At 63.3% G+C, this 23,979-nt stretch carries 24 protein-coding genes; 19 read left to right on the top strand and 5 right to left on the bottom strand.

The features are described from left to right. Positions 1 to 95 precede the first annotated feature (95 nt). Complete coding sequence (locus IB279_RS19685; RefSeq protein WP_034790612.1) at positions 96 to 1,607, top strand: UbiD family decarboxylase; 1,512 nt, start codon at positions 96 to 98, stop codon at positions 1,605 to 1,607. Beyond that, positions 1,604 to 2,194 (top strand): UbiX family flavin prenyltransferase, encoded by a 591-nt coding sequence (locus IB279_RS19680; protein ID WP_192339591.1) that lies wholly within the window; start codon positions 1,604 to 1,606, stop codon positions 2,192 to 2,194. The genes IB279_RS19685 and IB279_RS19680 overlap by 4 nt, the downstream gene beginning before the upstream one ends. Position 2,195: 1 nt before the next feature. On the opposite strand, the gene IB279_RS19675 is transcribed toward IB279_RS19680, so the two are convergent. The 3 genes from IB279_RS19675 to IB279_RS19665 all read right to left on the bottom strand — a co-directional run bounded on the left by IB279_RS19675 (position 2,196) and on the right by IB279_RS19665 (position 3,558). Beyond that, positions 2,196 to 2,885: an NnrU family protein gene (locus tag IB279_RS19675; RefSeq protein WP_034790603.1), complete on the bottom strand. Its 690-nt coding sequence runs from the start codon at positions 2,883 to 2,885 to the stop codon at positions 2,196 to 2,198. A 10-nt stretch (positions 2,886 to 2,895) separates the two neighbouring features. Next, positions 2,896 to 3,324 carry a hemerythrin domain-containing protein gene (locus tag IB279_RS19670; RefSeq protein ID WP_051659203.1) on the bottom strand — a complete coding sequence of 143 codons (429 nt, stop codon included), beginning with the start codon at positions 3,322 to 3,324 and terminating at the stop codon, positions 2,896 to 2,898. Positions 3,325 to 3,402: 78 nt separating this feature from the next. Next, positions 3,403 to 3,558: a hypothetical protein gene (locus IB279_RS19665; protein ID WP_089044838.1), complete on the bottom strand. Its 156-nt coding sequence runs from the start codon at positions 3,556 to 3,558 to the stop codon at positions 3,403 to 3,405. A gap of 122 nt (positions 3,559 to 3,680) precedes the next feature. Here IB279_RS19665 and IB279_RS19660 point away from each other — a divergent pair, with 122 nt between their 5' ends. The 6 genes from IB279_RS19660 (at position 3,681) to IB279_RS19635 (ending at position 9,292) form a co-directional block, all read left to right on the top strand. After that, positions 3,681 to 4,238 carry a cytochrome c oxidase subunit 3 gene (locus tag IB279_RS19660; RefSeq protein WP_089044839.1) on the top strand — a complete coding sequence of 186 codons (558 nt, stop codon included), beginning with the start codon at positions 3,681 to 3,683 and terminating at the stop codon, positions 4,236 to 4,238. A 5-nt stretch (positions 4,239 to 4,243) separates the two neighbouring features. Then, a complete protein-coding gene (locus tag IB279_RS19655) occupies positions 4,244 to 4,522 on the top strand; it encodes a cytochrome C oxidase subunit IV family protein (RefSeq protein ID WP_113187728.1) in 279 nt (92 codons plus the stop codon). A gap of 158 nt (positions 4,523 to 4,680) precedes the next feature. Beyond that, entirely contained in the window at positions 4,681 to 5,133 is a 453-nt protein-coding gene (locus IB279_RS19650) for a cytochrome c (RefSeq protein WP_192339589.1), read from the top strand. Positions 5,134 to 5,157: 24 nt separating this feature from the next. Beyond that, positions 5,158 to 6,504 carry a nitric-oxide reductase large subunit gene (locus IB279_RS19645; RefSeq protein ID WP_034790597.1) on the top strand — a complete coding sequence of 449 codons (1,347 nt, stop codon included), beginning with the start codon at positions 5,158 to 5,160 and terminating at the stop codon, positions 6,502 to 6,504. A 65-nt stretch (positions 6,505 to 6,569) separates the two neighbouring features. Continuing rightward, entirely contained in the window at positions 6,570 to 7,382 is an 813-nt protein-coding gene (locus IB279_RS19640) for a CbbQ/NirQ/NorQ/GpvN family protein (protein ID WP_060521135.1), read from the top strand. An 8-nt stretch (positions 7,383 to 7,390) separates the two neighbouring features. Then, entirely contained in the window at positions 7,391 to 9,292 is a 1,902-nt protein-coding gene (locus tag IB279_RS19635; protein ID WP_034790593.1) for a nitric oxide reductase activation protein NorD, read from the top strand. A gap of 456 nt (positions 9,293 to 9,748) precedes the next feature. Here the strand turns inward: IB279_RS19635 and hemN are convergent, their stop codons facing one another. Further along, positions 9,749 to 11,101 carry an oxygen-independent coproporphyrinogen III oxidase gene (gene hemN, locus IB279_RS19630; RefSeq protein ID WP_192339587.1) on the bottom strand — a complete coding sequence of 451 codons (1,353 nt, stop codon included), beginning with the start codon at positions 11,099 to 11,101 and terminating at the stop codon, positions 9,749 to 9,751. Between the two features lie 224 nt (positions 11,102 to 11,325). On the opposite strand from hemN, the gene IB279_RS19625 reads away from it, so the two are divergent. The 4 genes from IB279_RS19625 (at position 11,326) to IB279_RS19610 (ending at position 13,942) form a co-directional block, all read left to right on the top strand. Next, positions 11,326 to 11,604: a DUF2249 domain-containing protein gene (locus tag IB279_RS19625; RefSeq protein ID WP_192339585.1), complete on the top strand. Its 279-nt coding sequence runs from the start codon at positions 11,326 to 11,328 to the stop codon at positions 11,602 to 11,604. A 134-nt stretch (positions 11,605 to 11,738) separates the two neighbouring features. Further along, positions 11,739 to 13,118 (top strand): hypothetical protein, encoded by a 1,380-nt coding sequence (locus IB279_RS19620; protein WP_192339584.1) that lies wholly within the window; start codon positions 11,739 to 11,741, stop codon positions 13,116 to 13,118. Beyond that, on the top strand, positions 13,099 to 13,629 hold the full coding sequence (locus IB279_RS19615) for a DUF2249 domain-containing protein (protein ID WP_034790568.1): 531 nt from the start codon (positions 13,099 to 13,101) through the stop codon (positions 13,627 to 13,629). The genes IB279_RS19620 and IB279_RS19615 overlap by 20 nt, the downstream gene beginning before the upstream one ends. Continuing rightward, a complete protein-coding gene (locus IB279_RS19610) occupies positions 13,616 to 13,942 on the top strand; it encodes a metal-sulfur cluster assembly factor (protein WP_034790566.1) in 327 nt (108 codons plus the stop codon). The genes IB279_RS19615 and IB279_RS19610 overlap by 14 nt, the downstream gene beginning before the upstream one ends. Before the next feature lie 68 nt (positions 13,943 to 14,010). Here IB279_RS19610 and IB279_RS19605 read toward each other — a convergent pair whose 3' ends face one another. Next, the gene (locus IB279_RS19605; RefSeq protein WP_192339582.1) at positions 14,011 to 15,234 is read right to left on the bottom strand and encodes an NnrS family protein; all 1,224 of its coding nucleotides are present in this window, start codon (positions 15,232 to 15,234) and stop codon (positions 14,011 to 14,013) included. Positions 15,235 to 15,572: 338 nt separating this feature from the next. On the opposite strand from IB279_RS19605, the gene nirK reads away from it, so the two are divergent. The 7 genes from nirK to IB279_RS19570 all read left to right on the top strand — a co-directional run bounded on the left by nirK (position 15,573) and on the right by IB279_RS19570 (position 23,664). Then, a complete protein-coding gene (nirK, locus tag IB279_RS19600; RefSeq protein WP_192339580.1) occupies positions 15,573 to 16,709 on the top strand; it encodes a copper-containing nitrite reductase in 1,137 nt (378 codons plus the stop codon). A 102-nt stretch (positions 16,710 to 16,811) separates the two neighbouring features. Then, positions 16,812 to 17,729, top strand: a complete 918-nt coding sequence (locus IB279_RS19595) for an SUMF1/EgtB/PvdO family nonheme iron enzyme (protein WP_090297304.1) — start codon at positions 16,812 to 16,814, stop codon at positions 17,727 to 17,729. A gap of 175 nt (positions 17,730 to 17,904) precedes the next feature. Next, positions 17,905 to 18,552 carry a Crp/Fnr family transcriptional regulator gene (locus IB279_RS19590; protein ID WP_082566519.1) on the top strand — a complete coding sequence of 216 codons (648 nt, stop codon included), beginning with the start codon at positions 17,905 to 17,907 and terminating at the stop codon, positions 18,550 to 18,552. 184 nt (positions 18,553 to 18,736) lie between these two features. Continuing rightward, entirely contained in the window at positions 18,737 to 19,051 is a 315-nt protein-coding gene (locus IB279_RS19585; protein ID WP_234852767.1) for a YtcA family lipoprotein, read from the top strand. Next, a complete protein-coding gene (gene mdtN, locus IB279_RS19580; protein WP_051659199.1) occupies positions 19,048 to 20,112 on the top strand; it encodes a multidrug transporter subunit MdtN in 1,065 nt (354 codons plus the stop codon). Before IB279_RS19585 ends, mdtN begins: the two co-directional genes overlap by 4 nt. Then, positions 20,090 to 22,075 (top strand): FUSC family protein, encoded by a 1,986-nt coding sequence (locus IB279_RS19575; RefSeq protein WP_192339578.1) that lies wholly within the window; start codon positions 20,090 to 20,092, stop codon positions 22,073 to 22,075. Before mdtN ends, IB279_RS19575 begins: the two co-directional genes overlap by 23 nt. Further along, positions 22,072 to 23,664 carry a TolC family protein gene (locus tag IB279_RS19570; protein ID WP_113187731.1) on the top strand — a complete coding sequence of 531 codons (1,593 nt, stop codon included), beginning with the start codon at positions 22,072 to 22,074 and terminating at the stop codon, positions 23,662 to 23,664. Before IB279_RS19575 ends, IB279_RS19570 begins: the two co-directional genes overlap by 4 nt. The last annotated feature ends 315 nt before the right edge of the window (positions 23,665 to 23,979 follow it).

The raw sequence follows: 23,979 nt of genomic DNA, 5'->3' as shown, positions 1-23,979 counted from the left end.
GAATCGAACGATGCGGCGCATGCTAGTCGCCTGCTGCCGGTCGTTGTTTGCGCCACGTCAAAGACAAGGGCCATTCGCCGCCACAAACAGGCTCCATGAACAGGACCTTTCGCCCGTCAAAGGGCTTTGCAACGCTTCAGGATTTTATCGACGCGCTCGAGCGCGAAGGCGATTTGAAGCGGATTTCGCGACCGGTTTCGCTGGTGCATGAGGTGACCGAAATCCACCGCCGCGTGCTTGCCGCCGACGGGCCGGCGCTTCTCTTCGAGCGGCCGGTCGATGCGACAGGCGCCGCACAACCGATCCCGCTTCTGACCAATCTCTTCGGGTCGGAACGCCGGATCGAGCGTGGTTTCGGCCTGGCGCCGGGCGGGCTCGATGCGCTTGCGGGTGAACTTGCGGAGCTGCGCGATCCGAGAGCGCCGCAGTCGCTGCGCGACGCCTGGGATCGGCTGCCTCTGCTCCGATCGGCGATGTATATGCGGCCACGAAAGGTAACGCGTGCGCTGTGTCAGGAGGTCGTCTGGCGCGATCAGGAAATCGACCTTGGGCGCCTGCCGGTTCAATGGTGCTGGCCGGGAGAGCCGGCGCCGCTGATTACCTGGCCACTGGTGATCACGCGCGCGCCGGATGATCCGTTCGATGTCAATGTCGGGATCTATCGCATGCAGGTGCTAGGGCCCGATCGCGCCATCGTGCGCTGGCTCGCCCACCGCGGCGGCGCCCGCCACCATCGTCTCTGGCAACGCCTGGGTCAGGACATGCCGATCGCGGTCGTCATCGGTGCCGACCCAGCGACGATCCTTTCTGCGGTCATGCCGCTGCCGGACGGACTGAGCGAGCTGAATTTCTCAGGCCTGCTTCGGCGCGGCAGGACGCAACTCGTGAAGGCGAAGACCGTGCCACTTTCAGTGCCGGCCAATGCGGAGATCGTGATCGAGGGTACGGTCTCGGCGAGCAAGACCGCGGAGGAGGGCCCCTATGGCGACCATACCGGCTATTACAATTCGGTGGAGCCGTTCCCGGTCATGCGTCTGTCGGCGATCACCATGCGTCGGAATCCGCTCTATCTTTCCACCTATACCGGCCGACCGCCGGACGAGCCTTCGCGGCTCGGAGAGGCGATGAACAGGCTGTTCGTGCCACTGGTTCGCAAGCAGTTTCCGGAGATATCCGATCTCTGGTTGCCGCCGGAGGCCTGCTCCTACAGAGCCATGGTCGTCGCGATCGACAAGCGTTATCCCGGTCAGGCCAAGCGCGTGATGATGGGGCTTTGGTCTGTCTTGCCGCAGTTCAGCTACACCAAGCTGATCATCGCCGTCGACCCGGATATCGACGTGCGCAACTGGTCCGACGTAATGTGGGCTCTTGCGACCCGCTTCGATGCCAGCCGCGACGTGACCGTGATCGAGGGCACGCCGATCGACTATCTCGACTTCGCGTCGCCACGCTCCGGCCTCGGTGGCAAGCTCGGGCTCGACGCCACCAACAAGATCGGCGCCGAGACCGACCGTGAATGGGGGCGGGTGCTCGAAATGTCGCCGGAGGTCGTGGGTCAGGTCGATGCGATCTGGGCCGGTCTCGGGCTTGGAGGGCTGACCCGATGAACCGGTTGAAGATCGTCCTCGGTGTCACCGGGGCTTCGGGTGCTGCGATTGCGGTGCGCATCGCGGAGCGGCTCAGCGAAATCGAAAGCGTCGAGCTGCATCTGGTTCTGTCGCCGGCGGCGCACCGCACGCTCGCGCATGAGGTCGGCGCAGGCGCTCTTCCATCCCTGCTGCGTCTGGCCGCGCGGACCTATGACCACGCCGATATCGGCGCGGCGATTGCGAGCGGATCGTTTTCGACGGCCGGCATGATCGTTGCGCCGTGCTCCATGCGCTCACTTGCGGCGATCTCTGCCGGCATGGCCGATAACCTCGTGGTACGGGCAGCCGACGTGCATCTGAAGGAGCGGCGCAGGCTGGTGCTGATGGCACGCGAGACACCGCTGCATCTCGGTCACCTGCGCAGTATGTGCGCCGTCACGGAAATGGGGGCGATTATCATGCCGCCGGTGCCGGCCTTCTATCATCGGCCTGAGAGCGTCTCGGCCATCGTCGACCATCTGGCGGCCCGAGCGATCGACCTGCTGGCACTGCCGATCACCCCGCAGGCTATGGCCTGGCAGGGTGAGGACCAAAAATCATCGTGATCTAGGAGACGGTGGCCTGAAGCAGCGGATCGGCGCCGAACAGGACCTCGTGACCGCCAAGCAGCAGCCACACGGCAATCGCGACGGTGGCAAAGGCGGCGATGATCATCACGGGATCGGCGCGCAAACGGGTTTCGCCTCGAATGATGGCCGCAAAGGGCCAGACTGACGTGCCCTTCGAGGCCGCTTGCCAGTTGTCACCCAAACGCCGGCGGGCACGCTTTTCAAGCATCAAGAAGCCACCGGCGGAAAACAGTGCGAAACCGCCGAAAAGAACCAGCGCGCGCAAGTCGCCATTGGGCACGATGTGACCGGCGGCCCAGAGCAGGAAGCCCCAGAGCACCGGGTGACGGGTGATCGTTACGATGGCGCCGGGCCGCTCGTTTCCCTGATAGATGGAGATCGACAGCGCGTTTTCGCTGAAGAGGCCAGCCAGCACGAGAAAGATGCCGAGTGGCGCCAGCACGAAGGTTACCCAGGCCTGCCAGGCCGCCGGTTCCCAGAGCGGGATGAAATCGAGCTGAAGGGCCGCGTGAAAGACGAAGCCGAGAGCAAGCACGGAAAGAAGCGAATACACCGCGAAATAGGTCGAGCGACCGAGCCGGTCGATCAGGCCCTGGCGTAACGCCGGCCAGGCCGGCACCAGATGGAGCAGCAGGAAGACGGCGAAGGCGAGGAGAAAATAGGTCATATCGGTTGTCTCACGCATGGCGCCAGAGAAGCAGGCGCTCCGTTGCGACATGGCGGCGAACAGTTTCGAAGAAGCCCCGCAGCATGTAGCCGATCGCATCCCAGCTGAGCGATGGCCTGTTGTCGAGAACCGCCTTCAGCACACGTACCAGCTCGACGGCTGCCCGATCGTCCTGGTCATGCTCGGCGCGCAGCCGTGCGATCAAGGCGTAACGGCCGTCGTCTGCCCGCTGAATTTCGACTGCTGGAAACAGGATCATTTCCTCCAGCGCGTGGACGCGCCTGAGCTTTTCCGGCAGCTCCGTCAGGATCACGCGGCAGCTCGTCAGGTCGATGCGGCGCGGGATGGAATCGGCCAGCGTCTCGAGGCGATCACACAGGGATAAAAGCTCGCGGTAAGCCTGCCCCAGCTCGTGATGTTCTGAAAATTGCTGCTGCATCGATCTGCTCCGTTGAGTGTTGGTTCGAACTACACCCGACGGCAATGATCCTCTTTGACATTTCTCAAAGTCTGCAGATCAGCGATCGAGAAACAGAACGATGGCGATCGCAACGGAGGAGAGGATCGCCGACAGCGTCGCGCCGCGCTGAAGCACGCCCATGCGATAGAGCACGAGGGCGAAGACGATGATGATGGGGGTGGCGACGGAAAGGCCGATCTGTGCGTCTGTCATCGGAAGGCTCCTTTGTTGTCAGCCAATAGCCCCGCCCCCTGCCGGCTTCTTTGCTCAATCGCAAAGACAGGGTGCGCGCTCGCGCCTAGCTCGAACGATGTTTTTTGAACGGAGGCGCTGACATGGATGCCCGCAGTCATCCGATTGCCGCAACGGTGGAAGAGGATACGACGGACGCCTTGCTGCTCTGGGTGCTCGTCTGGAGTGAACTTGCCGCGTTCGGTATTCTGCTTGTCGGCTTCCTGATTGTGGGTCTTCTCCAGCCGGACGCGTTTGCCGCCGCCCGCTCGCATCTCGATCCGCTGCTTGCCGGTATCAACACGCTTGTTCTTTTGACAAGCGGCTGGCAGGCGGCCTTGGCGACGAGGCCGAGTGCATCGCTTAAGCAGCGTCGGCGGGCGCTGGTGAATGCAGCACTTTTCGGCTTCGCCTTCGTGGGGATCAAGCTCTTCGAATATAGCGCCGAGGCCGGCGTTGCCGGCGATCCTCAGTTCGGCTCCTTCTTCGAGCTCTATTTTCTCGTCACAGGCTTCCATCTGCTGCACGTCGTCTTCGGTGCCTTCGTGCTCATCATCGTTGCCTGGCGACCGAAACCCGGCAATGTCGAGCTGATCACCACGCTCTGGCACGTGATCGATCTGGTCTGGATCGTGATGTTCCCGCTCGTCTATCTCGTGTGAGTGCCATGACCGATCGCAATCCCAGACAATTGTTCAACACCTGGCTGCTGCTTGCCGTAGCCGTGTTTTCGGGCATGGCGCTGATAGCGGTCGCCGGGCCGGCCACCCTCGTCATCGTCGTGTTGCTCGGGCTCTCCATCGTCAAAAGCCGGTTCGTCGCGCTCGATTTCATGGGGCTCCGGCAGGCGCCGTCGGCCCTTCGTCTTGGCCTTTTGATCTGGCCCGCAGCACTCGTCCTCGTCGCTGCAGCCAAGCTGGTCCTGAGCACTGCTTTCATCAGCTGAGGCTAGCCGCGGACTTGTTTGCCGAAACGCAAAGAAGCCGCCGCCGATTTCCCTAGACATGAGGTCGCCCCGATTGTTGCCGGCTGCGCCGCACGGGGAGGGGATCAGATCAGCCGGCCGCACTCTCAGCGGCCAACTGAAATCGAAAGGACCACGTGATGGCAGAACGCCTCACCAAAACCGGGGCCCGTAACGTCTTTTACGGCGGGTCCTTCTTTTTCTTCGCAATCTTCGTCGGGCTGACCGCCCACAGCCACTACTACATGCGGACGACTTCGACGGATGAGTCGACGCTGACCGATGCGGTCGCCCGCGGCAAACACGTCTGGGAAAAGAACTCCTGTATCAACTGCCACACGCTTCTCGGCGAGGGCGCCTATTTCGCGCCCGAGCTCGGCAACGTCTGGAGGCGATTCGGCGGCGAGGCCGATCCGGATGGCGCCCGCGATACGCTTGAGGCCTGGATGGCTGCCCAGCCGACCGGCATCGAGGGACGGCGGCAGATGCCGCAGTTCAATCTCACCGAACAGGAACTCAACGACCTCGCCGACTTCCTCGAATGGACGAGCCGCATCAAGACCCAGAACTGGCCGCCGAACGAGGCAGGTTAAGCGAACCGAGTGGAGTGTGACACCATGAAATACCAAACCCAAAAGGTCGCGATGCTCTATTTCTACGGAGCGCTTGGCCTGTTTCTCGCCCAGGTGCTGTTCGGCGTGCTTGCCGGCACCATCTACGTCCTGCCCAACACGCTCTCCGAGCTCCTGCCCTTCAACATCGTGCGCATGGTCCACACCAACGCGCTGATCGTCTGGCTGCTCATGGGCTTCATGGGCGCGACCTACTACCTGCTGCCGGAAGAGGCAGAAACCGAGCTCTACAGCACGAAGATCGCCATCGCGCAGTTCTGGATCTTCCTGATCGCCGCTGCCATTGCCGTCGTCGGCTACCTCATGCACATCCACGAGGGGCGTGAGTTCCTCGAGCAGCCCTTCGCGATCAAGGTCGGTATCGTCATCGTCGCGCTGATGTTCCTCTACAACATCACACTGACGGTGTTGAAAGGCCGCAAGACGACCGTCACCAACATCCTGATCTTCGGGCTTTGGGGTGTCGCGATCTTCTTCCTCTTCGCTTTCTACAATCCGATCAACCTGGCGCTCGACAAGATGTACTGGTGGTACGTAGTCCATCTCTGGGTCGAAGGCGTCTGGGAACTGATCATGGCATCGGTGCTCGCCTTCCTGATGATCAAGCTCAACGGCATCGACCGTGAGGTCGTCGAAAAATGGCTCTATGTCATCGTCGGCCTGGCGCTCTTCTCCGGCATCCTCGGCACGGGCCACCACTACTACTGGATCGGCGCGCCGGGCTACTGGCAGTGGATCGGTTCGCTGTTCTCGACGCTGGAAGTGGCCCCCTTCTTCACCATGGTGGTCTTCACCTTCGTGATGACCTGGAAGGCCGGCCGCAAGCATCCGAACCGCGCAGCCCTCCTCTGGTCGATCGGCTGCTCGGTCATGGCCTTCTTCGGCGCTGGCGTCTGGGGCTTCCTGCACACGCTGTCTTCGGTGAACTACTATACCCACGGCACCCAGGTGACCGCGGCCCATGGACACCTCGCCTTCTTCGGCGCCTACGTGATGCTGAACCTCGCGGTCATGGCCTATGCCATCCCGGAGATCCGCGGCCGTGCGCCGTATAACCAGTGGCTGTCGATGGTGAGCTTCTGGATCATGTGCACCGCCATGTCGGTCATGACCTTCGCGCTGACCTTTGCCGGTGTTCTCCAGGCGCATCTGCAGCGCGTGCTCGGCGAAAGCTACATGGACGTCCAGGACCAGCTGGCGCTGTTCTACTGGATCCGCCTCGGTTCCGGTGCCGTCGTCCTGATCTCGGCGCTGATGTTCATCTGGGCCGTTCTGGTGCCCGGACGCGAGCGCAGCGAGAAGCTCGCCGGTGTCGTCCAACCCGCTGAATAACCGACCAGCCGGCGCGGCTCGCCGCGCCGGCATCTCCCCAAGAATTCCCAGCATGGAGACTTGCCATGAGCCCTGTCCAATCTGCCGTCAGTCGCGCGGCGCTCGATATCCCCGCCTATAGCCCCTCCGGCAATGAATGCGCGTTGTTCGAAAGCGCCTGGGTGCGCCAGCTGCCGCTGCTCTTGAAGGGACCAACAGGATGCGGCAAGACCCGCTTCGTCAGCCACATGGCAGCGAAGCTCGGCCTGCCGCTTTCGACCGTTTCCTGCCATGACGATCTGGCCGCCGCCGACCTTACCGGTCGCTATCTGCTCAAGGGTGGCGACACCGTCTGGGTCGACGGCCCCCTGACCCGGGCCGTGCGCAACGGCGGCGTCTGCTATCTCGACGAGATCGTGGAAGCCCGCAAGGACGTCGCCGTCGTCCTGCATCCACTGACCGACGACCGCCGCATGTTACCGCTTGAACGGACCGGCGAACTGCTCGAAGCACCGTCGAGCTTCATGCTGATCGTGTCCTACAATCCCGGCTACCAGAACCTTTTGAAGAGCCTGAAGCCGAGCACCCGTCAGCGCTTCGTGGCGATCGAGTTCGATTTCCTGCCGCGCAACGCGGAGATTTCAGTCGTTTCGCAAGAGAGCGGACTGCTGGAGAGCCAGGTGGCGCCGCTCGTCAACCTCGCGCAGCGCCTGCGCGCTCTGAAAGGGCATGATCTCGAAGAAGGCGTGTCGACCCGGCTGCTCGTCTATTGCGCCTCGCTGATTGATGCCGGAATGCCGGTGAAGGATGCGGTGCGGGCCGCGATGATCGAGCCTCTGACCGACGAACCGGATGTGCGCTCAGCACTTCTCGAAGTGGCCGGTTCTCTGATCGCCTGAGGTGAGCCATGCTTGATTTCCTCGAGCTCGAAGAAACCGTCGGACGAGCCTGGCACCGTTTCGTCGGCAACACCAGAACCTGGCGGCGTTATCCGGAGGAGGCGGTGAAGCTCGCCGACATGCTGCCGGTGCTCGGCGTTTGCTTTCGCGGACATGGCGGCGAGCCAGCGGTGCAGATCGTGCCCGCCCGCGGGCGCACGTCGACCCATCGCTTGCGGTGGCGGCAGCGCATGGGACTTGGCGAAGAGAAGCTCGTCCAGCCGGCGCGTGACCACGCGTCCTTGATGCTGCCGGGCGAGATCGACATTTTTCCGACGAAAGACCTGAACCAGGATCTCTATCACTGGCTCGTCGCCTATATGGCGACGATGCCGGTCGACCCCGTCAGCGAGACCGATCCGCTCCGTCGTGACCTGGCGCTGATATCGCGCGCGCTGGAAACGGTCGAGGACGTCTTCCAGCGGTTCCCAGGCCTTAGGCGGCGCTATCGGCGTCTGGCCGAGGCTACCCTTGCCGAGCGGAAGCGGGGCGCTCTGCCGTCGATCGAGCAGCATCTTGAAAACCGCATCCTGCGGCTGTTGCGCAGGGCCACAGGCGAGGCAGATACGACGCTGCCGGTGATCTTCCCGCATCGTGCGCCGCCCGGCTACCTGCCGATGCTGCCGATGCCGCTATGGCCGGACACGCTGTTGCGGGCCGAAACCACGACCGTGCGCGACGAAGATGTGGCCGCGACAGCGGGCACGCAGAGTGAGGGTGTCGAGGTTGAGCGCCACGTGGCGGTGCGCGAAAACCCGGAGAACCGCAAGGGCGAACGCAGCCCGTTCATCCTCAATCGCTTCGAGAAGATCCTGGCCATGGCCGAGATGGTCAACGTCGACCGTCCCGGCGACGACAGCGACGACCACGACAGCAAGGCTGCCGAGGAACTGGACGACATGACGCTCGGCGAGCGCAAGGGACGGCCCTCGGCGCGATTCCGCTTCGATCTCGATCTGCCGCCGGAAGCCGTCGATCCGACGCCGCTGACGGCCGAGCTGACCTATCCCGAATGGAACTACCGGACCGGGCAGTACCTCAAGGACCATTGCCGCGTGCTGGCAATGCCGGCTTCCGCCCAGGAAGAGCGGAGCGAACTGACCGAGGAAAGCCGGAGCTTGATCCGCCGGGTGCGGCGCCAGTTCGAAGTGCTGCGCCCGCGGCACGAGATGCTGCGTGCACAACTTGACGGCGCCGATCTCGATCTCGACGCGGTCGTGCGTGCCCGCACCGATCTCGCCGCCGGCGGCCAGGGCAGCGACCGCATCCATCTGATGAGTCGGCCGCAGGTGCATGACCTGGCGGTGACGATCCTCGTCGACGTGTCGCTGTCGACCGATTCCTGGTCAGACAACCGGCGGGTGCTCGACGTGGAAAAAGAAGCTTTGCTCATCCTTGCGCACGGGCTGTCGGCCTGCGGCGACAACCACTCGATCCTTACCTTCACCTCAAGGCGGCGTGACTGGGTGCGGGTGGAAACCGTGAAGGCCTTCAACGAGGCTATGGGGCCGCTGGTCGAAGCGCGCATTGCCGCACTGAAACCCGGCTACTATACCCGCATCGGTGCTGCGATCCGGCATGCCTCGGCCGAGCTTCGTCGGCAGCCGAACCGCAAGAAGCTCTTGCTTGTTCTGACCGATGGCAAGCCCAACGATATCGATCACTACGAGGGGCGTTTTGCGCTCGAGGATAGCCGTCGCGCGGTCACGGAGGCACGGCGCAGCGGCATAAACACCTTCGCTGTCACGGTCGACCGGGAGGCGAAGTCCTACGTGCCCGCCATGTTCGGCCAGAACGGCTATTCCGTAGTCGGCAACATCTCGCGGCTGCCGGCGGCACTGCCGGCGATCTACCGCAATCTGGTGGGGTAGGGCGGTCCCCAAGTCGAGAGAGAAGCAAGAGGCCCTGCAACCGCCGGGCCTCTTTGATTCAACGGAAGCCGTATGCCCGCCGCGCGTGCGCCGTTTCGCGGCCATTCGGGACGGATTTGCCGATCCGCTCGCGGCTATTCTCGGGGGGAGGAGGCTGGGTCTCGATGCTCGGGAAAAGCCGGGCATGACGTGTTGGATGGGCAGTTTTGCCAAAGTGTATCGCTGAGCTGCCAGCGATAAGCTTGGAAACGGCTCGTTTTCAGGGAGCGCAGTTGCCCCAAACTTCGTCATCGTCGCCCTTGAGGCGAGGATCCAAGGCGCATCCGAACGTATTTCGTGGCACAAAACAACGAAGTGCTCGGGTCGAGCATGACGGAAGAGACGGACGGCGCATTGCCGGCGTGATTGCGCCGGGAACGCTTGGCAATAGCCAAACCTTCCCGGCGACCAGCGCCCTCAAGCCGCCTTGCTGTGCACCCTCTGGGACTCGTCGATATAGGCATCGAAGGCCGCCGCCACCGCGCGGATGACGAAGCGGTGCTCGGGACGCACAGTGATGACGCCATCAGCGATATCGATCACGCTATCCTTTCGCAGTTCGGCCAGTTTGCTATTGCCGTCGACGAACGATTGCCAGTCCCGGCCATGCGCTGCGGCGATTGCGGACATATCCGCGCTGAAATCGCACATCAGCCGCTCGATGATCGCGGCGCGCAAACGGTCCTCGTCGGTCAGTCGGTAGCCCTTGGTGGTTGCGAGCCGTCCCGATGCGATGCGGCTTGCATAGACGCCGGGGGGCACCTCGTTCTGGACATAACCGTCGCGCGAGCGGCCGATTGCCGAGGCGCCGAAACCGATCAGCGTTTCGCAAGTGTCGGTCGTGTAGCCCTGGAAGTTGCGGCGGAGTTGCCCAGCCTCCTGTGCGGTGACGAGATCGTCGTCAGGAAGCGCAAAATGATCGAGGCCGATCTGGCGGTAGCCGGCTTTGACCAGCGCTTCGCTGATCGCCATCGCCTGTTCGGCGCGGGCGGCACTGTCGGGCAGCGCGTTCTCGTCGATCATACGCTGGTGCTTCTTGAAGCTCGGCACATGGGCGTAACCGAAAACCGCGAACCGTTCCGGCCGCATCGCGACGGCCGCTTCGACCGTCTCGACGCAGGAGCGCACCGTCTGATGCGGCAGGCCGTAGATCAGGTCGAAATTGATGCCACCGATGCCCGCGCCGCGCAGATGGTCGACGGCTTCGGCCGTCTGCTTCTCGCTCTGGATGCGGTTGATCGCCTTCTGCACGACGGGATCGAAGCTCTGTACGCCGAGGCTGGCACGCCTAACGCCGCCTTCGCCGAGTGCCTCGGCCATGGCGAGCGTCAGCCGGCGCGGATCGATCTCGACGGCGACATTGGCCGATGGTGACAGCGCGAAGCGCTCGCCCATCAACGTCATCAGCGCAAGGAATTCACGTGGCTCGATGATCGTCGGCGTGCCGCCGCCAAAATGTACCTCCGAGACCGGAAGCGGCCGGCCAATGGTATCGGCGACCATGCGGATCTCGTCTCGGAGCACATCGAGATAGTCGAGGATCGGATCGTCCTTCTTGGTGATCGTCGTGTGGCAGCCACAGTACCAGCACATGGAACGACAGAAGGGGATGTGCAGGTAGAGCGACACGTTCTGCCCCTCGGGGATCGCCTTCAGCCAGTCGCCGTAGGTGTGATCGCCGACATCAGCGGCAAAGCGCGGTGCGGTCGGGTAACTCGTGTAGCGCGGCAGGCGCATTTCACCGTATTTCAGGAGCGCGGAAGCTAACATTTCGTCCTCATCTTGGTGGCGATGGATACAGCTTTTCTAGGCCGCGCTGGCAGGCACCTCTTTGCGAAAAGTCAAGGACGGGGTTGGTCGAGGCCAAAGCGAGATTTGTTTGCGCTTCGACAAAATGTCGCGGCGGCGCTGTCGCTAGGTTGCGGAAATCCGGGGCGTGTGCGCCGGCGTTTCCCGGATCATCATCAAACCACGGCGCTCAGAATCGGATAACCATGACCATTGCAGAGACCGACAAGCCCCTTATCGATGTGCGGACGATCCCGCCGGTAGAACGCCATCCGAAAATCTTCGGCATGTTGAACGCACTTGCCGAGGGTGGCGCCTTCATCATCGTTAACGACCACGATCCGCGTCCACTGCACTACCAGCTGGAAACCCGCTATCCGGGCGAATTCACCTGGGAATACCTCGAGCAGGGGCCGGAGGTCTGGCGAGTTGAGATCGGTCGGCAACAGTCCTCCGGCTGTGACTGCTGCTGCGGCGGGCACTGAGCCCTTGTGTCCTTCAAGAGCGGGGTGAGAAAAAGCGTGCGTCATTTTCCGCTCTCATCCCGCTCCCACTTACGAGAATCGATCACGCTTGTTCGGCTCGACCAGAGCCATCGTGATCCAAGGGTTGAACCACCATGTTCGCAGCCACGCTATCCCGCTGGACCATGTCCTATTTCGCGGCCGCGCTGATTTTCCTCGTCCTTGGCGAGACCATGATGGTTCTCGGCTTTGGTTATCCGGTCTTAGCCCTTGAGGCGCCTGAAACGCTGGCGCTCGTCCATATTGTCGCTCTCGGTTGGCTAAGCCTGCTGATGACCGGCGCATTGCTGCAATTCGTACCTGTTCTCGTCGGCCAGCCGCTGTCCTTGCCGACCGTCGCCCTGCCGGCGCTCCTGTTTCTTATCGTCGGCATCGCCACCCTGACCTTCGGCTTCGTCGGTCTTTCCGGTGCGATCGATGTTCCCGTGACGCTGCTTCCTCTTGGAGCCGCTTTCTCGATCGTTGGCTTTTCGGTGCTGGGCTTTTCCTTCGCAGTCACGCTTTGGCATGCACGCCCCCTGCCACTACCGGCCCGCTTCGTCGCGGTCGGCCTTGCCGCTCTCTTCGGCACGATGCTGCTCGGCGGCGTCTATGCTGGCGTGCTCTCGGGCCTGATCGACGCGGCGGGCGCGATCGACCTCACCGTCGATGGTCTCTCGCTTCATGCCTCCCTCGGCCTCTGCGGCTGGTTGAGCTTCACCACCATGGGCGTCAGCTATCGACTTTTGACCATGTTCATGCTGTCGCCAGACAAAGAGCGGACAAGCAGCCGTGTTGTCTTCATGCTTGGTGCCTTTTGCCTCGGCGTTCTGGCGGCCGCAGTGCCCGTCATTCTCGTGGGCACCGTTGGTCGCTCGCCGCTTTTCCTCCTTGCCGTCGGTTCCGGCGCGGCCGTGGTCGCGATCTATGTCGGCGATATCCTGCGTATCTATCGGGAGCGCCGGCGCAAGGCGATCGAACTCAACAGCCGCGCCAGCATCGGCGCCTTCGTGTCACTGGTCGCCGCGGCTATGCTCTTCGTCGCGCTGCTCTCGGCCGGCCGGATTGATGAGGCTATCGGCGCCGTTATTTATCTCGCCACCTTTGGATGGCTGACGGGCATGGGGCTCGCCCAGCTCTACAAGATCGTGCCGTTCATGACCTGGCTCGAATGTTACGGGCCGGCGCTTGGGCGCATGCCGACCCCGAGGGTCCAGGACCTCGTCAGCGAAACGTCCGCCCTTCGCTGGTTCCGGCTCTTTTATCTGACGGTCGCGGTTGGCACGTTCGCCCTCCTGATCGGCAGCGCGCCTATTTTTCGTTTTGCAAGCCTCGGCCAGTTGATTGCCGTCAATGCGCTCATCCTGGAGTTCGTGCGAACACGGCGACTGATCAACGTTCCGGCCGAACTTCGATTGCCTGATGGACTTGTTCGACCAGGCCTGTTTCTGCCATCTTTTCCTCACGGAGGTTCCCATGAGCCAAGATCCTTATGAACTCGACGTCCGACCGCACTTGCGCGGCGGCAGCGACCCGTTCCAGGCCATCATGAATGCAGTCGACAGCCTGGCGCCGGGCCAGGCGCTGAAGCTGATCGCGACCTTCCGGCCCGTTCCGCTCTTCAGCGTCATGGCGGGTCGCGGCTTCACCCATCAGGACCGCCCGCTCGACAATGGCGACTGGGAGGTTCTGTTTACGCCCGAAGGCGAGGTCGAGGGGATCAGGCTTTCGGTCAGCGAAACGGATCTCGACGCCTGGCCCGACCCGAGCCGCCAGCTCGACCTGACGGAGCTCGATCCGCCGGAGCCTATGGTGCGCATTCTGGCAGCGGCCGAGAAGATGGCCGAAGGCGAGGTTCTGTTCGCCTTGCTCGCGCGCGAACCGCTGTTCCTTTATCCGGAGCTCGCCAAGCGCGGCCACAAATGGGCCGGCAATTTCGATGCGACCGGCGAGACCTACCGGATCCTCATCCGCATCGGTGGGAGGCGCTCCCATGTCGGCGCCTGAAACCCTGGACCTCGAGGCGAGGATCCGCGATGCCTTGCGCATCATCATCGACCCCGAAATGGGCAAGAACGTCGTCGATCTCGGCCTGATCTATGACATCGACGTTCAGGAGGGCGGCATTGCCCGTGTCACCATGACGACGACGATCAAGGGCTGCCCGGCGACTGCCTTCCTCAAGGAAGCGGTGCAGAACTGCGTCTGGTATGTGCCGGGTGTCGAATATGCCGAGGTCCGGCTGACGTACGAGCCGCCGTGGACGCCTGACATGATCGCCGACGGCGCGTTGGAACTTGGCCACGGCAGCATCTTCTAGGACCAGCCTTCTAGAAAAGAAAAGGCGCCGCATCTGCGGCGCCTTTTGCGTTGGGTATCGACGTCCGGTCAGGGTGAGGCGCGCGGCGCGCGGCGCTCGCGCACCAGCATCGGTCCGTATTCGAGCGTGAACAGCACAAAGGCCGCGATCCACAATGCACCAGAGAGCGCGATCAGGTGATGATAATGCTCCGGCAGCACCTCGGCCAGCGGCCGGATTAGCGCGGCGCCCGCGATCGCGACATAGGAGGCGCTGGTGAGTGCCGATCCCACCAGCGGCCGCCCGGTATGGCCGCGAGTGGCGCGCGTCATCACGGCGAGCATCATGAAGGCGATCACGCCGACGGTCAGCACATGCATGACCGGGTAGTCGGCGAGGAGCTCGATCGCGCCGGCCGATATGGCCAGGAAGCCGAGCGGCACGAAGGCGTAAGCCGCGTGCAGAACGAAGAGCAGCTTCTCCGGCCAGGTCGGTGATCCGTGCCAGCGCAGCAACCGTACCGTATGAAAGGCGCACGCGATCACCGCAATCGCTGCGGTGACGATGTGAACGGGCGCGAAGGTCCAGGCACCGAGCGCTGCAACGCCGATCAGGATCGCCGCGGTGTCGAACCTGTTGTAGGGCACGGGGAAATCGGTGCGGCCAACTTTGTTCAGCCAGTTGCGCGTGAAGCTCGGCACGATGCGTCCGCCGACGATCATGATCAGCATGGTGTAGGCCCCGATCGCCAGCCGCGCTGCGGCGTCGACATCGAGATTGCCGAGGACCGAGAGGTGGAACCAGATATTGGCGGCCGACAAAATTATGAGCCCGCCGATCACCTTGAGGTCCTTCCACTTGCGACCGACGATCACCTCGCGCGCGCAGATCAGCAACAGCACCGGCAGAAACAGCGCCTCGACAGCGGCTGCGACGGGTAAGCCGATGATACCACTCGACAGGAGAGCAACCCGACCAATGACCCAGAGCCCGAAGAGGGCAGCGAGCGGTCGGCCGGAAACCGGCAGCCTTCCCGTCCAGTTCGGGATCGCCGTCAACAGAAAGCCGCCGAGAACGGCGGAGGAAAAGCCAAACAGCATCTCATGCGCGTGCCAATGGGCGGCACCGTAGTCGCCGGCTAGGTCTAGTCCGAGAATCAGTGCGGCGATCCACAGCGCCATGGCGCCGATCGCCCAGAGGGCGGCTGCGAGGAAGAACGGCCGAAAGCCATAGGAGAAGAGCACCGGGCCGGTGGTCGAGAGTCCGCGCGGAATGCCGCCGCTCGGTTTCGGTCTTATCAATCTGTCCAACATGGTCGTGTTCCTCGTCGTGCGTCCTTGCGGACTTGCGGATGAGGCTTGATCTATCAATGGGTTCGAAGGCCCTCTTTGCGAAAACGCAAGTATCGCTGCCCGGTCGGACCGCCGACGTCGCAAGGCGTAAAGAAAAGCGATCTCCTCGCAACGATTTGTTCCAAGACAAAGACGAGATTCGTCTGTGGTTCTACTTCTCTAGTGACTGCTGGGGGACCGGTGGTCGAGACCGGAGGTGAGGCCGCCCAAGTCGGCGCCGCCCACCCTAACTCGTTGAATACAGGCGCGTTTCGCAGAAGGCCAATCCCGGCCGCTGGAACGCGCCGAAGGAGAGCAAGATGACTGAACAACTTCAGATGACCCGCCGGACGATGCTTGCCGGCGCTGCCCTGGCGGGCGCGGTTGCGCCGCTTCTCCACACCGCTCAGGCGCATGCCGCTGGCGCTGCCGCGGCAGCCGGTGCTGCCCCCGTCGATATCTCGACCCTGTCTCGCGTGAAGGTCGACCTCGTCAAGCCGCCTTTCGTGCACGCCCATGACCAGGTCGCCAAGACCGGACCGCGCGTCGTCGAGTTCACCATGACGATCGAGGAAAAGAAGCTGGTGATCGACCGCGAGGGCACTGAGATCCACGCGATGACCTTCAACGGTTCGGTGCCTGGTCCGCTGATGGTGGTGCATGAGAACGACTATGTTGAACTGCGGCTGATCAACCCTGACACCAACACGTTGCTGCACAACATCGACTTCCACGCAGCAACCGGTGCGCTCGGCGGCGGGGCGCTGACCCAGGTGAACCCGGGCGAGGAAACCACGCTTCGTTTCAAGGCGACCAAGCCCGGCGTCTTCGTCTACCATTGCGCGCCGGAGGGCATGGTGCCCTGGCACGTCACCTCGGGCATGAACGGCGCCATCATGGTGCTGCCGCGCGACGGACTGAAGGACGAGAAGGGCCAGCCGCTGACGTACGACAAGATCTACTATGTCGGCGAGCAGGACTTCTACGTGCCGAAGGACGAGGCCGGGAACTACAAGAAGTACGAAACCCCCGGCGAAGCCTATGAAGATGCTGTCAAGGCGATGCGCACGCTGACCCCGACCCACATCGTCTTCAACGGTGCGGTCGGCGCGCTGACCGGCGACCATGCTTTGACTGCGGCCGTGGGCGAGCGTGTGCTCGTCGTCCATTCGCAGGCCAACCGCGATACGCGGCCGCACCTGATCGGCGGGCATGGTGACTATGTCTGGGCGACCGGCAAGTTCCGCAACCCGCCGGATCTCGACCAGGAAACCTGGCTCATTCCGGGCGGAACCGCGGGCGCTGCCTTCTACACCTTCCGCCAGCCGGGTGTGTACGCCTACGTCAACCACAACCTGATCGAGGCGTTCGAGCTGGGTGCCGCCGGCCACTTCAAGGTGACCGGCGAATGGAACGACGATCTGATGACATCGGTCGTCAAGCCGGCGTCGATGTAGCCGGGTGACAGCGGATGATCGTGGGGCCGCGCTCACAGCGACCCCACGCGCGAACAAAGGCACGCGCTTGCCGGCGCGTGCCACTTCCCCCGGAGACCTTCCATGCCCACCACCAAGAAAACTGCGGTTTCGCTCCTCTCGCTAGCAGCACCGGTCGTCCTTTTGGCGGCAATCGGCGGCGTGCTTTCGGCGAAGGTGGGGCTGTTCGACGATCTCAAGGACGGCATCGATCCGTCGATCAGGCCGCCGGTGACCGTGACGATCGCGCCGCGACAGATGAGCTATCGGGCGGAGGGACACTTCCTGAAGAACGGTTTTGCCGTCGACGCGCCGATCGTAGTGGCAGCCATCAAGCAGCCGCTCGAGATCATGAAGTATCAGGTGACGCGCGACGACTACGAGCGCTGCGTCGCCGACGGCGGCTGCCAGCAGCCGGAGGGCGGCCATGGCGCCGGCCTGTCGGGTGTGCCGATGACCGGGGTCAATTACACGGACGCGACCGACTATGCGGCATGGCTGACCAAGAAGACCGGCGAGGTCTGGCGCCTTCCGACCGACCAGCAATGGGCGTTTGCCGCCGGGTCCAAATTCCCCGACGATGCGCTGGGGATCGACGGCACCAAGGACAATCCGGCGCTGCGCTGGCTTGCGGACTACGAGCGCGAATCCAGCCGGCAGAGGGCGAAGAACCCCATGCCGCTGCCCACGGGCGCCTTCGGTGAGAACGAGTATGGGGTTGCCGATCTCGACGGCAATGTCTGGGAATGGACCGAGACCTGCCACCGCCGCGTCACGATCGGCGACGACGGCGAGGTGCTGAAGGAGGCTCCCGCTTGCGGCATCTTCGTCGTCAACGGCAAGCACCGGGCGTCGATGAGCTTCTTCATCCGGGATCCGAAAAGCGGCGGCTGCGCCGTCGGCGTGCCGCCCGACAATCTCGGTTTCCGGCTCGTGCGCGACGGCCGCTGGTATTCGGGCTACCTCTATGCCTTTGAACGGCGGCTCCACGGTGCGGGCTGAGATGAGACGGCCGATGAAATTGCTGGGAAAACCGTCGCTCGGGCATAAATGCCGGGTCCTTTTGCAGGACCCGGCACTATGCTAGAGCAAAGGCAATTTCAAATCGGCAGGATATAGGGCCAACGTGGCTGCACTCGATCGCACACTCGTCAAATCGCTCCCCCTGTTTCAGAAGATGAGCGACCCGGAACTGGACACGCTGCTGACGCGCGCCACGGTGCGGCGCGTGCCGCAGAACGAAGCCGTGTTCGAACAGGGGGCCACGGCCGATTTCTTCTTCCTGCTGCTGAATGGCCGGCTGAAGGTGACACAGGTCACCAAGGACGGGCAGCAGATCATCGTGCGGGTCGTCAATCCCGGCGATCTCTTCGGTTTTGCCCGAGCGCTCCAGCGCAGCGACTATCCGGGCACCGCAACGGCGGCGACCGAAAGCCTGGTTCTCGCCTGGCCGACGGAGCTCTGGAACATCTTCGTCGAGAAAAATCCTCACCTTGCGGTCAATGCCCTCCACACCATCGGCCAGCGGCTCGACGAGGCGCATACCCGTATCCGCGAGATGTCGACTGAAGAGGTAGAGCGCCGCGTCGCGCACACGGTGCTCCGGCTCGCCGAACAGGCTGGCAAACCCGAAAGCGGCGGCATCCGCATCGACTTTCCGATCTCACGCCAGGATATCGCCGAGATGACCGGGACAACGCTGCACACGGTTTCGCGCATCCTCAGCGCCTGGGAGGGGCAGGGTCTGGTCGTCGGCGGACGGCAGAAGCTGACGCTGAAGGACATTCCCGGGTTGCGGCGCCTGGCGGAGCGCGCCGACAACTAGCCCGACCCTTGATCGCCTCTACATGGGGCGAGGCCGTCCGTCCCAAGAACGACAGATCACCAGCCCCTCAACGACCGGTCGTTTCTCGAACCCTGGTGATGCAGGTCCATGAATGGTTGAATTGGCTCGCGTAATTCACCAGTATCGGCAATTGCATGACAATGGCCATGACACGGGGGATGGTGTGGTTCGACTTAGCATGCGTGCCGGCCGCCGGCGGTGGACGATCGGGCGCGCACTTTTATCGGTGGGGATGCTGACGGCCGCGGGGTGTGCCCGGGATCCGCTTGCCCCGTCGATCGTGGTGTTCGGGTCCTACTTTCCAGCCTGGCTGCTTTGTGCCGGGCTTGGTATCGTCACCACGGTTGTCGCAAGGCTGATCCTCGTCCACGCCGGTATCGACGAACACCTGCCCGCGCCGCTTCTCGTCTACCTCTCGCTCGCGCTCACCACCAGCATCGTCTACTGGTTTCTGGCCTTTGGCGGAGCGCCGAATTGAGTGCCGATGACGTCTTCCGGCGTGCAGTTGCACGCACTCTCGGCCCGCTCATCATCGCCAGTGCGGCCGTCGCGGTCTATTTCACCTTCTGGCAGGTCGACCGCAGCCCGCGCACGGACGTCGCTGAAATCGATGCGCCGACGGTTGCGATCGCCGCGAGCGTGCCGGGCCGGATAATCGCCGTCGAGGTGCGTAACAATGCGAGCGTGAAGAAGGGCGACGTGCTCTTCCGCCTCGATCCGGAACCCTATCGCCTGCGTCTCGAACAGGCGCAGGCCGAACTGAAGGCGACGCAGTCGGAAGTGGCGCAGGGAGAGCGCAATCTCGATCTCGAGCGCGCCAATGCCGACGTTGCGGACCGGCAGATCGCCCGTGCTCAGAACAATGTCTTGCTTGCGCGCCAGACACAGGAACGGCTGGAGCCGCTCTTGCCGAGGCGCTTCGTGACGGCGCAGCAAGTTGACGAGGCGCGAACCGCCGTCAAAGACGCCGAAGTCAGCCTTGCTCAGGCGTTGCAGTCGGCCCACGGAGCCAACCGGGTGATCGGTACCCTCGACACTCGGAAAGCCCAGGCGGATGTCGCACGCGCGACGGTAGCACTTGCCGAGCGGGACCTGGAGAACACCATCGTGCGGGCGCCCTTCGACGGCAAGATCGTCGGCTTGCGCACGACGGTCGGCAAGGTCGTGGTTCCCGCCGAAACGCTGTTCACTCTGATCGATACCGCCGAATGGGAAACCGTCGCTTTCTTCCGCGAAACAGAACTCAAGGCGATCGCCATCGGCAGCCGCGCCGATGTCTTCGTGATGGCGGATCCGGAGCGCCGTATTTCCGGCACGGTCGAGGGCGTCGGCTGGGGCGTGCGTTCGGAAGATTCCGCCACGATCCTCGGCATACCGATCGTTTCCAACTCGCTGAATTGGGTGAGGGTCGCCAAGCGCTTTCCCGTGCATGTGCGGCTTGAAAATCCGCCGGAGGACCTGATGCGCGTCGGCGCCTCCGCCGTCGTCGTCATCGGGCCCGCGCATAACGACGCCGATGCTGTTCCAGCCGCGAAGTAGCGTCCGCTACACGTCGATCCTCTGGGACGAATTGCAACCCTATCCGGGCCGGCTGGACCTTTCCCTGCGCATGGCGCTGGTCACCACGCTGGTTGCTGTAACGGCGATGGCGCTGCGGGTCCCCGAAGCGGCGATCTCCTGTTATCTCGTCTTCTTCGCGTTCAGAGCTGATGCCGGCTCCGGCATCCTGATCGCCATCGGCTTGCTTGTCGGGGCGACGATCGGAATTCTGCTGGCCATCGTCTGCCTGATGGTGGTGGCGGACGAACCGGCACTGCGCCTGGCACTTGTCGCCTTTTTTACCTTCGGCGGCATGTACCTGACGCAGGCAAGCCGTGCCGGGCCGCCGATCGGTACGGTCGCCATGGTCTTTGCCTTCGTCATGACGCTCTACGATATCGTGCCGATCCCGGAACTGCTGATCCGAGGGCTCGCTTGGATGTGGGTGGTCGTGTTCTTCCCGGTGGTCTACCTGATCGCGATCCATCTCATCACCGGCCACAGCCCGGCGCGACGGCTACGCTCGGCGATCGCCGAGCGGTTGGAGGTGGCGGGCCAGCTCCTGTCCAGTGGAGACCACGCGGCGAAACGCGTGGCTGCAACGTTGCTGGCCGAAGGCAATGGCGAGCTCAAGAAATATGCCGGGTTCTCAAAGCTTCTGGCGTTGATGGACAAGCACGACGTGCCGCGCATGCAGGCGGCGACGGACGCGTCCTATGATTTGCTGACGCTGGCACTCGCCCTATCGCTTGATGAACGAAGGCCGCGGGAAAACGCTGCGGCGCCGGAGGTTCTTCGCCGCATTGCCGAAGCGATCCCGGCGCATCAGGTCGAAAGGATCGTCGATATCCTATCGGAAGCAGACCCGCCCGGGCCGGTGTCAGATGCGCATAAGGGAGGGTTCTTCCTGCCGGATGCTTTCAGCAATCCGCTCTACACGCAGTTCGCGCTGAAGGCTCTGCTTGCGGTGATGATCACCTACATCACCTACACGGCCCTCGATTGGTTTGCGATCCACACCGCCCTGATCACCTGTTTCATGGTAGCGCTTGGAACGACGGGCGAGACCATGCACAAGCTGGCACTGCGGCTGACGGGCTGCCTCCTTGGCGGCGCCGTGGCGATTGGCTCGACGATCTGGCTCGTGCCGCACATGACGGATATCGGCCAGCTCGCCTTTCTTGTCGGTGCGGTCAGCCTCATTGCGGCATGGATCTCCGTCGGCTCGGAGCGCATTTCCTATATCGGCTGGCAGATGGCGCTCTGCTTTTTTCTCGTCGTGCTGCACGGCTTCGGCCCGAGTCTGGATCTCAACGAGGCGCGGGATCGCATCATCGGCATCGTCTTCGGCAACATCGTCGTTTCGGTCGTTTTCTCGACGATCTGGCCGGTCAGCATCGGGCAGGGAATACGCAAGAGCCTTGCTACGAGCGGTGCCACGCTTGCCAATCTGTTAGCGCGCCGCGGCGGCCCCACCGGCGACTATGCCGACCTGATCAGCGGTGTCGCTGGCGCATTGCGCCAGAGTGAACTGCTGCGTTTCGAGCCTGCAAACGTGCGGCGGGGAGACATCGATGCCCGGACGACGGAGCGCATTGCCCTCAGCCTGCAGGAACTGGCCGCCCCGATCGTCGAATTGCGCGAACACGACCGGGCCTTCGGTCCGTTGCGGGGCGCGCCGACGCCGCTGAAGCGCGCGGTTCTCGGCTATGAACACGCGGTGGCGCAATGGCTGAACGATCAGGCCGAGGGATTAGAGGCATGGCACCGGCCGAAGCCCAGTGCGGATCTGGCCCTGGCGCTTCGGCGGCTGAAAGCGCGTCTCGCCCGCGCCCGGAAGGCAAGCATACATGCCGGAGGTTTTCCCCGGCGAATTCGCGACGAGCTCGCCTGGAGGCTTGCACTCTACGAGAAGATCGAGACTGTGGTTCGGCGGCTGGCAGCGGGGGATGCCTTGGAATGATGGTTTCTGCGGGGGCGAGGTGGGTTTCGGTAGGGGTGATCGCCCTTTGCCGAAGCATGTGCCGTGCTGCCCGAGGCTCTCTTCTCCTTGGCGCATTGTCGATCCCGGCAGCCTGCACGTCCGCTGCACTCGATGATCTGGCGCCACCGAGCGCCGACCGGCCGGCCGTTTCGGGAACGGGCACCAAGGACGCCTCGAAGGTGAGTGCCGGCGCGCCGGATTTCTCTCTCGCGCCGAACCCTGAGATCCCGATTACGATCGCGACGCCGTCGATCGATCCGAAACACGATTACAGCTTGCCGGAACTGGTCGATATCGCCCAGCGAACCAATCCGATCACCCGTGCCGCCTGGCAGCGCGCCCGGCAGGCGGCGATTGCCGTCGGCATCACCGAAGCGGTGTACCTGCCTCTCCTGACGGCCGATGTACTCGCCGGTCTGGAGCAGACGTCGGCGACTGCGCCCGGCATCGGCGGTCCCATACCGATCGCCCCCGGCACGCTGACGACAACTGGCGCGCAGTTCATTCCATCCCTTACGGTCAAGTGGCTGCTTCTCGATTTCGGCGGGCGGGATGCGGGGAGAGAGGCGGCAACGCAATTGGCGTTTGCCGCAAACGTGACCTTCAACGGTACGCACCAGAAGCTGATCTTCGATGTTTCCAACGCCTATTTCGTCCTGACGGCGGCGCGTGTTCAGCTGAAGATCGCCCGCCAGACGGTGCAGAATGCCGAGCTTGTCCAGGCAGCCGCCAAGGCGCGCATGGGTCGCGGCATCGCCACATCGATCGAAGTCGCGCAGGCAAACCAGCAAGTGGCGCAGGCGCGCTTCAACCTGACCCAATCGCAAGGGCACGAGCGCAATGCCTATATGACGCTTCTCGAAGCGGTCGGGGTCTCGCCAACGCTCGAGATCCGCATCGCCGACGGCAGCAATCGTGCTCTGCCGAAGGCTGTGCCCGAGGACCTCAACCGGCTGATTGGGACATCGCTCCAGCGTCGCCCGGATGTGCAGGCGGCTTTTGCCCGCCTGCAGGCCGACAAGAACGGTATTGCGGCCGCCCGCGCGGAGTTCATGCCGAAGGTCGCGCTGGTGGGCAACGTGAACCGCAATATCGGCTCGCTCAGCGTCGAAGACACCCGCTTCGACCAGCGCTCGACGATCCGCGTCAACCAGCCGAACGCCAACCTGATGATCGGCCTGAGCTTCCCGATTTACGATGGCGGGCTGCGCGACGCGCGGTTGCAGTCGGCGATGGCGCAGGTCGACGCTGCCGAGCAGGAGATGGCGCAGTTGCAAAACACTGCGGCGCGGGAAGTCGTCGTCGCCTATGATCTGCTGCGCACCAGCCTGGCCGGCTATGCGGCCGCAAGCGAGCTGACGACGGCCGCTCAGACGACCTACGATGCTGCGGTCGACTACTACAAGCAGGGCCTGGGCACGATCACCGATGTCAGCATCGCGCAGACGGCGTTGCTCCAGGCGAAAGTCGCAAAGGCGACCGCCTACAGCGACACGCTTGTCGCCGCGGCAAGCCTTGCTTTTGCAACGGGAACGTTGACGAACCGCAATGCGGTCAATCGCTTCTGACGGCCTGAGGCGACGGGTCGCCCAGTGCCGAACTCACCAGAGGTTCGACGACGCCTCGATCAACAGTCCATCGAATCCGCCGGCAAGAATCCCTGCAACGGCCGTCGTCCCGGCGTACGCGGCAAGAACGAGCAATCCCAGCATCGAGATAGCCGATCCGATCCGGATTGCCGAAGCGCTTTCGCTTTCAACGGTCAGTGAAATGGCTACCGGCGCGAACGATATCGGCCGTGGCGCACCTCGGAGGTTCTGGTTGGCAGCACGCAGGAGGCGGGGTGGCCGCGGATACTTCAGGCGGCTTTTTTCGCATATTCC

The organism is Ensifer sp. ENS06 (assembly GCF_014852205.1).
Taxonomy (GTDB): Bacteria; Pseudomonadota; Alphaproteobacteria; order Rhizobiales; family Rhizobiaceae; genus Ensifer; species Ensifer adhaerens.
Note: the sequence above shows the minus strand (reverse complement) of the source record. Positions and strands in the feature narration are given on the sequence as shown.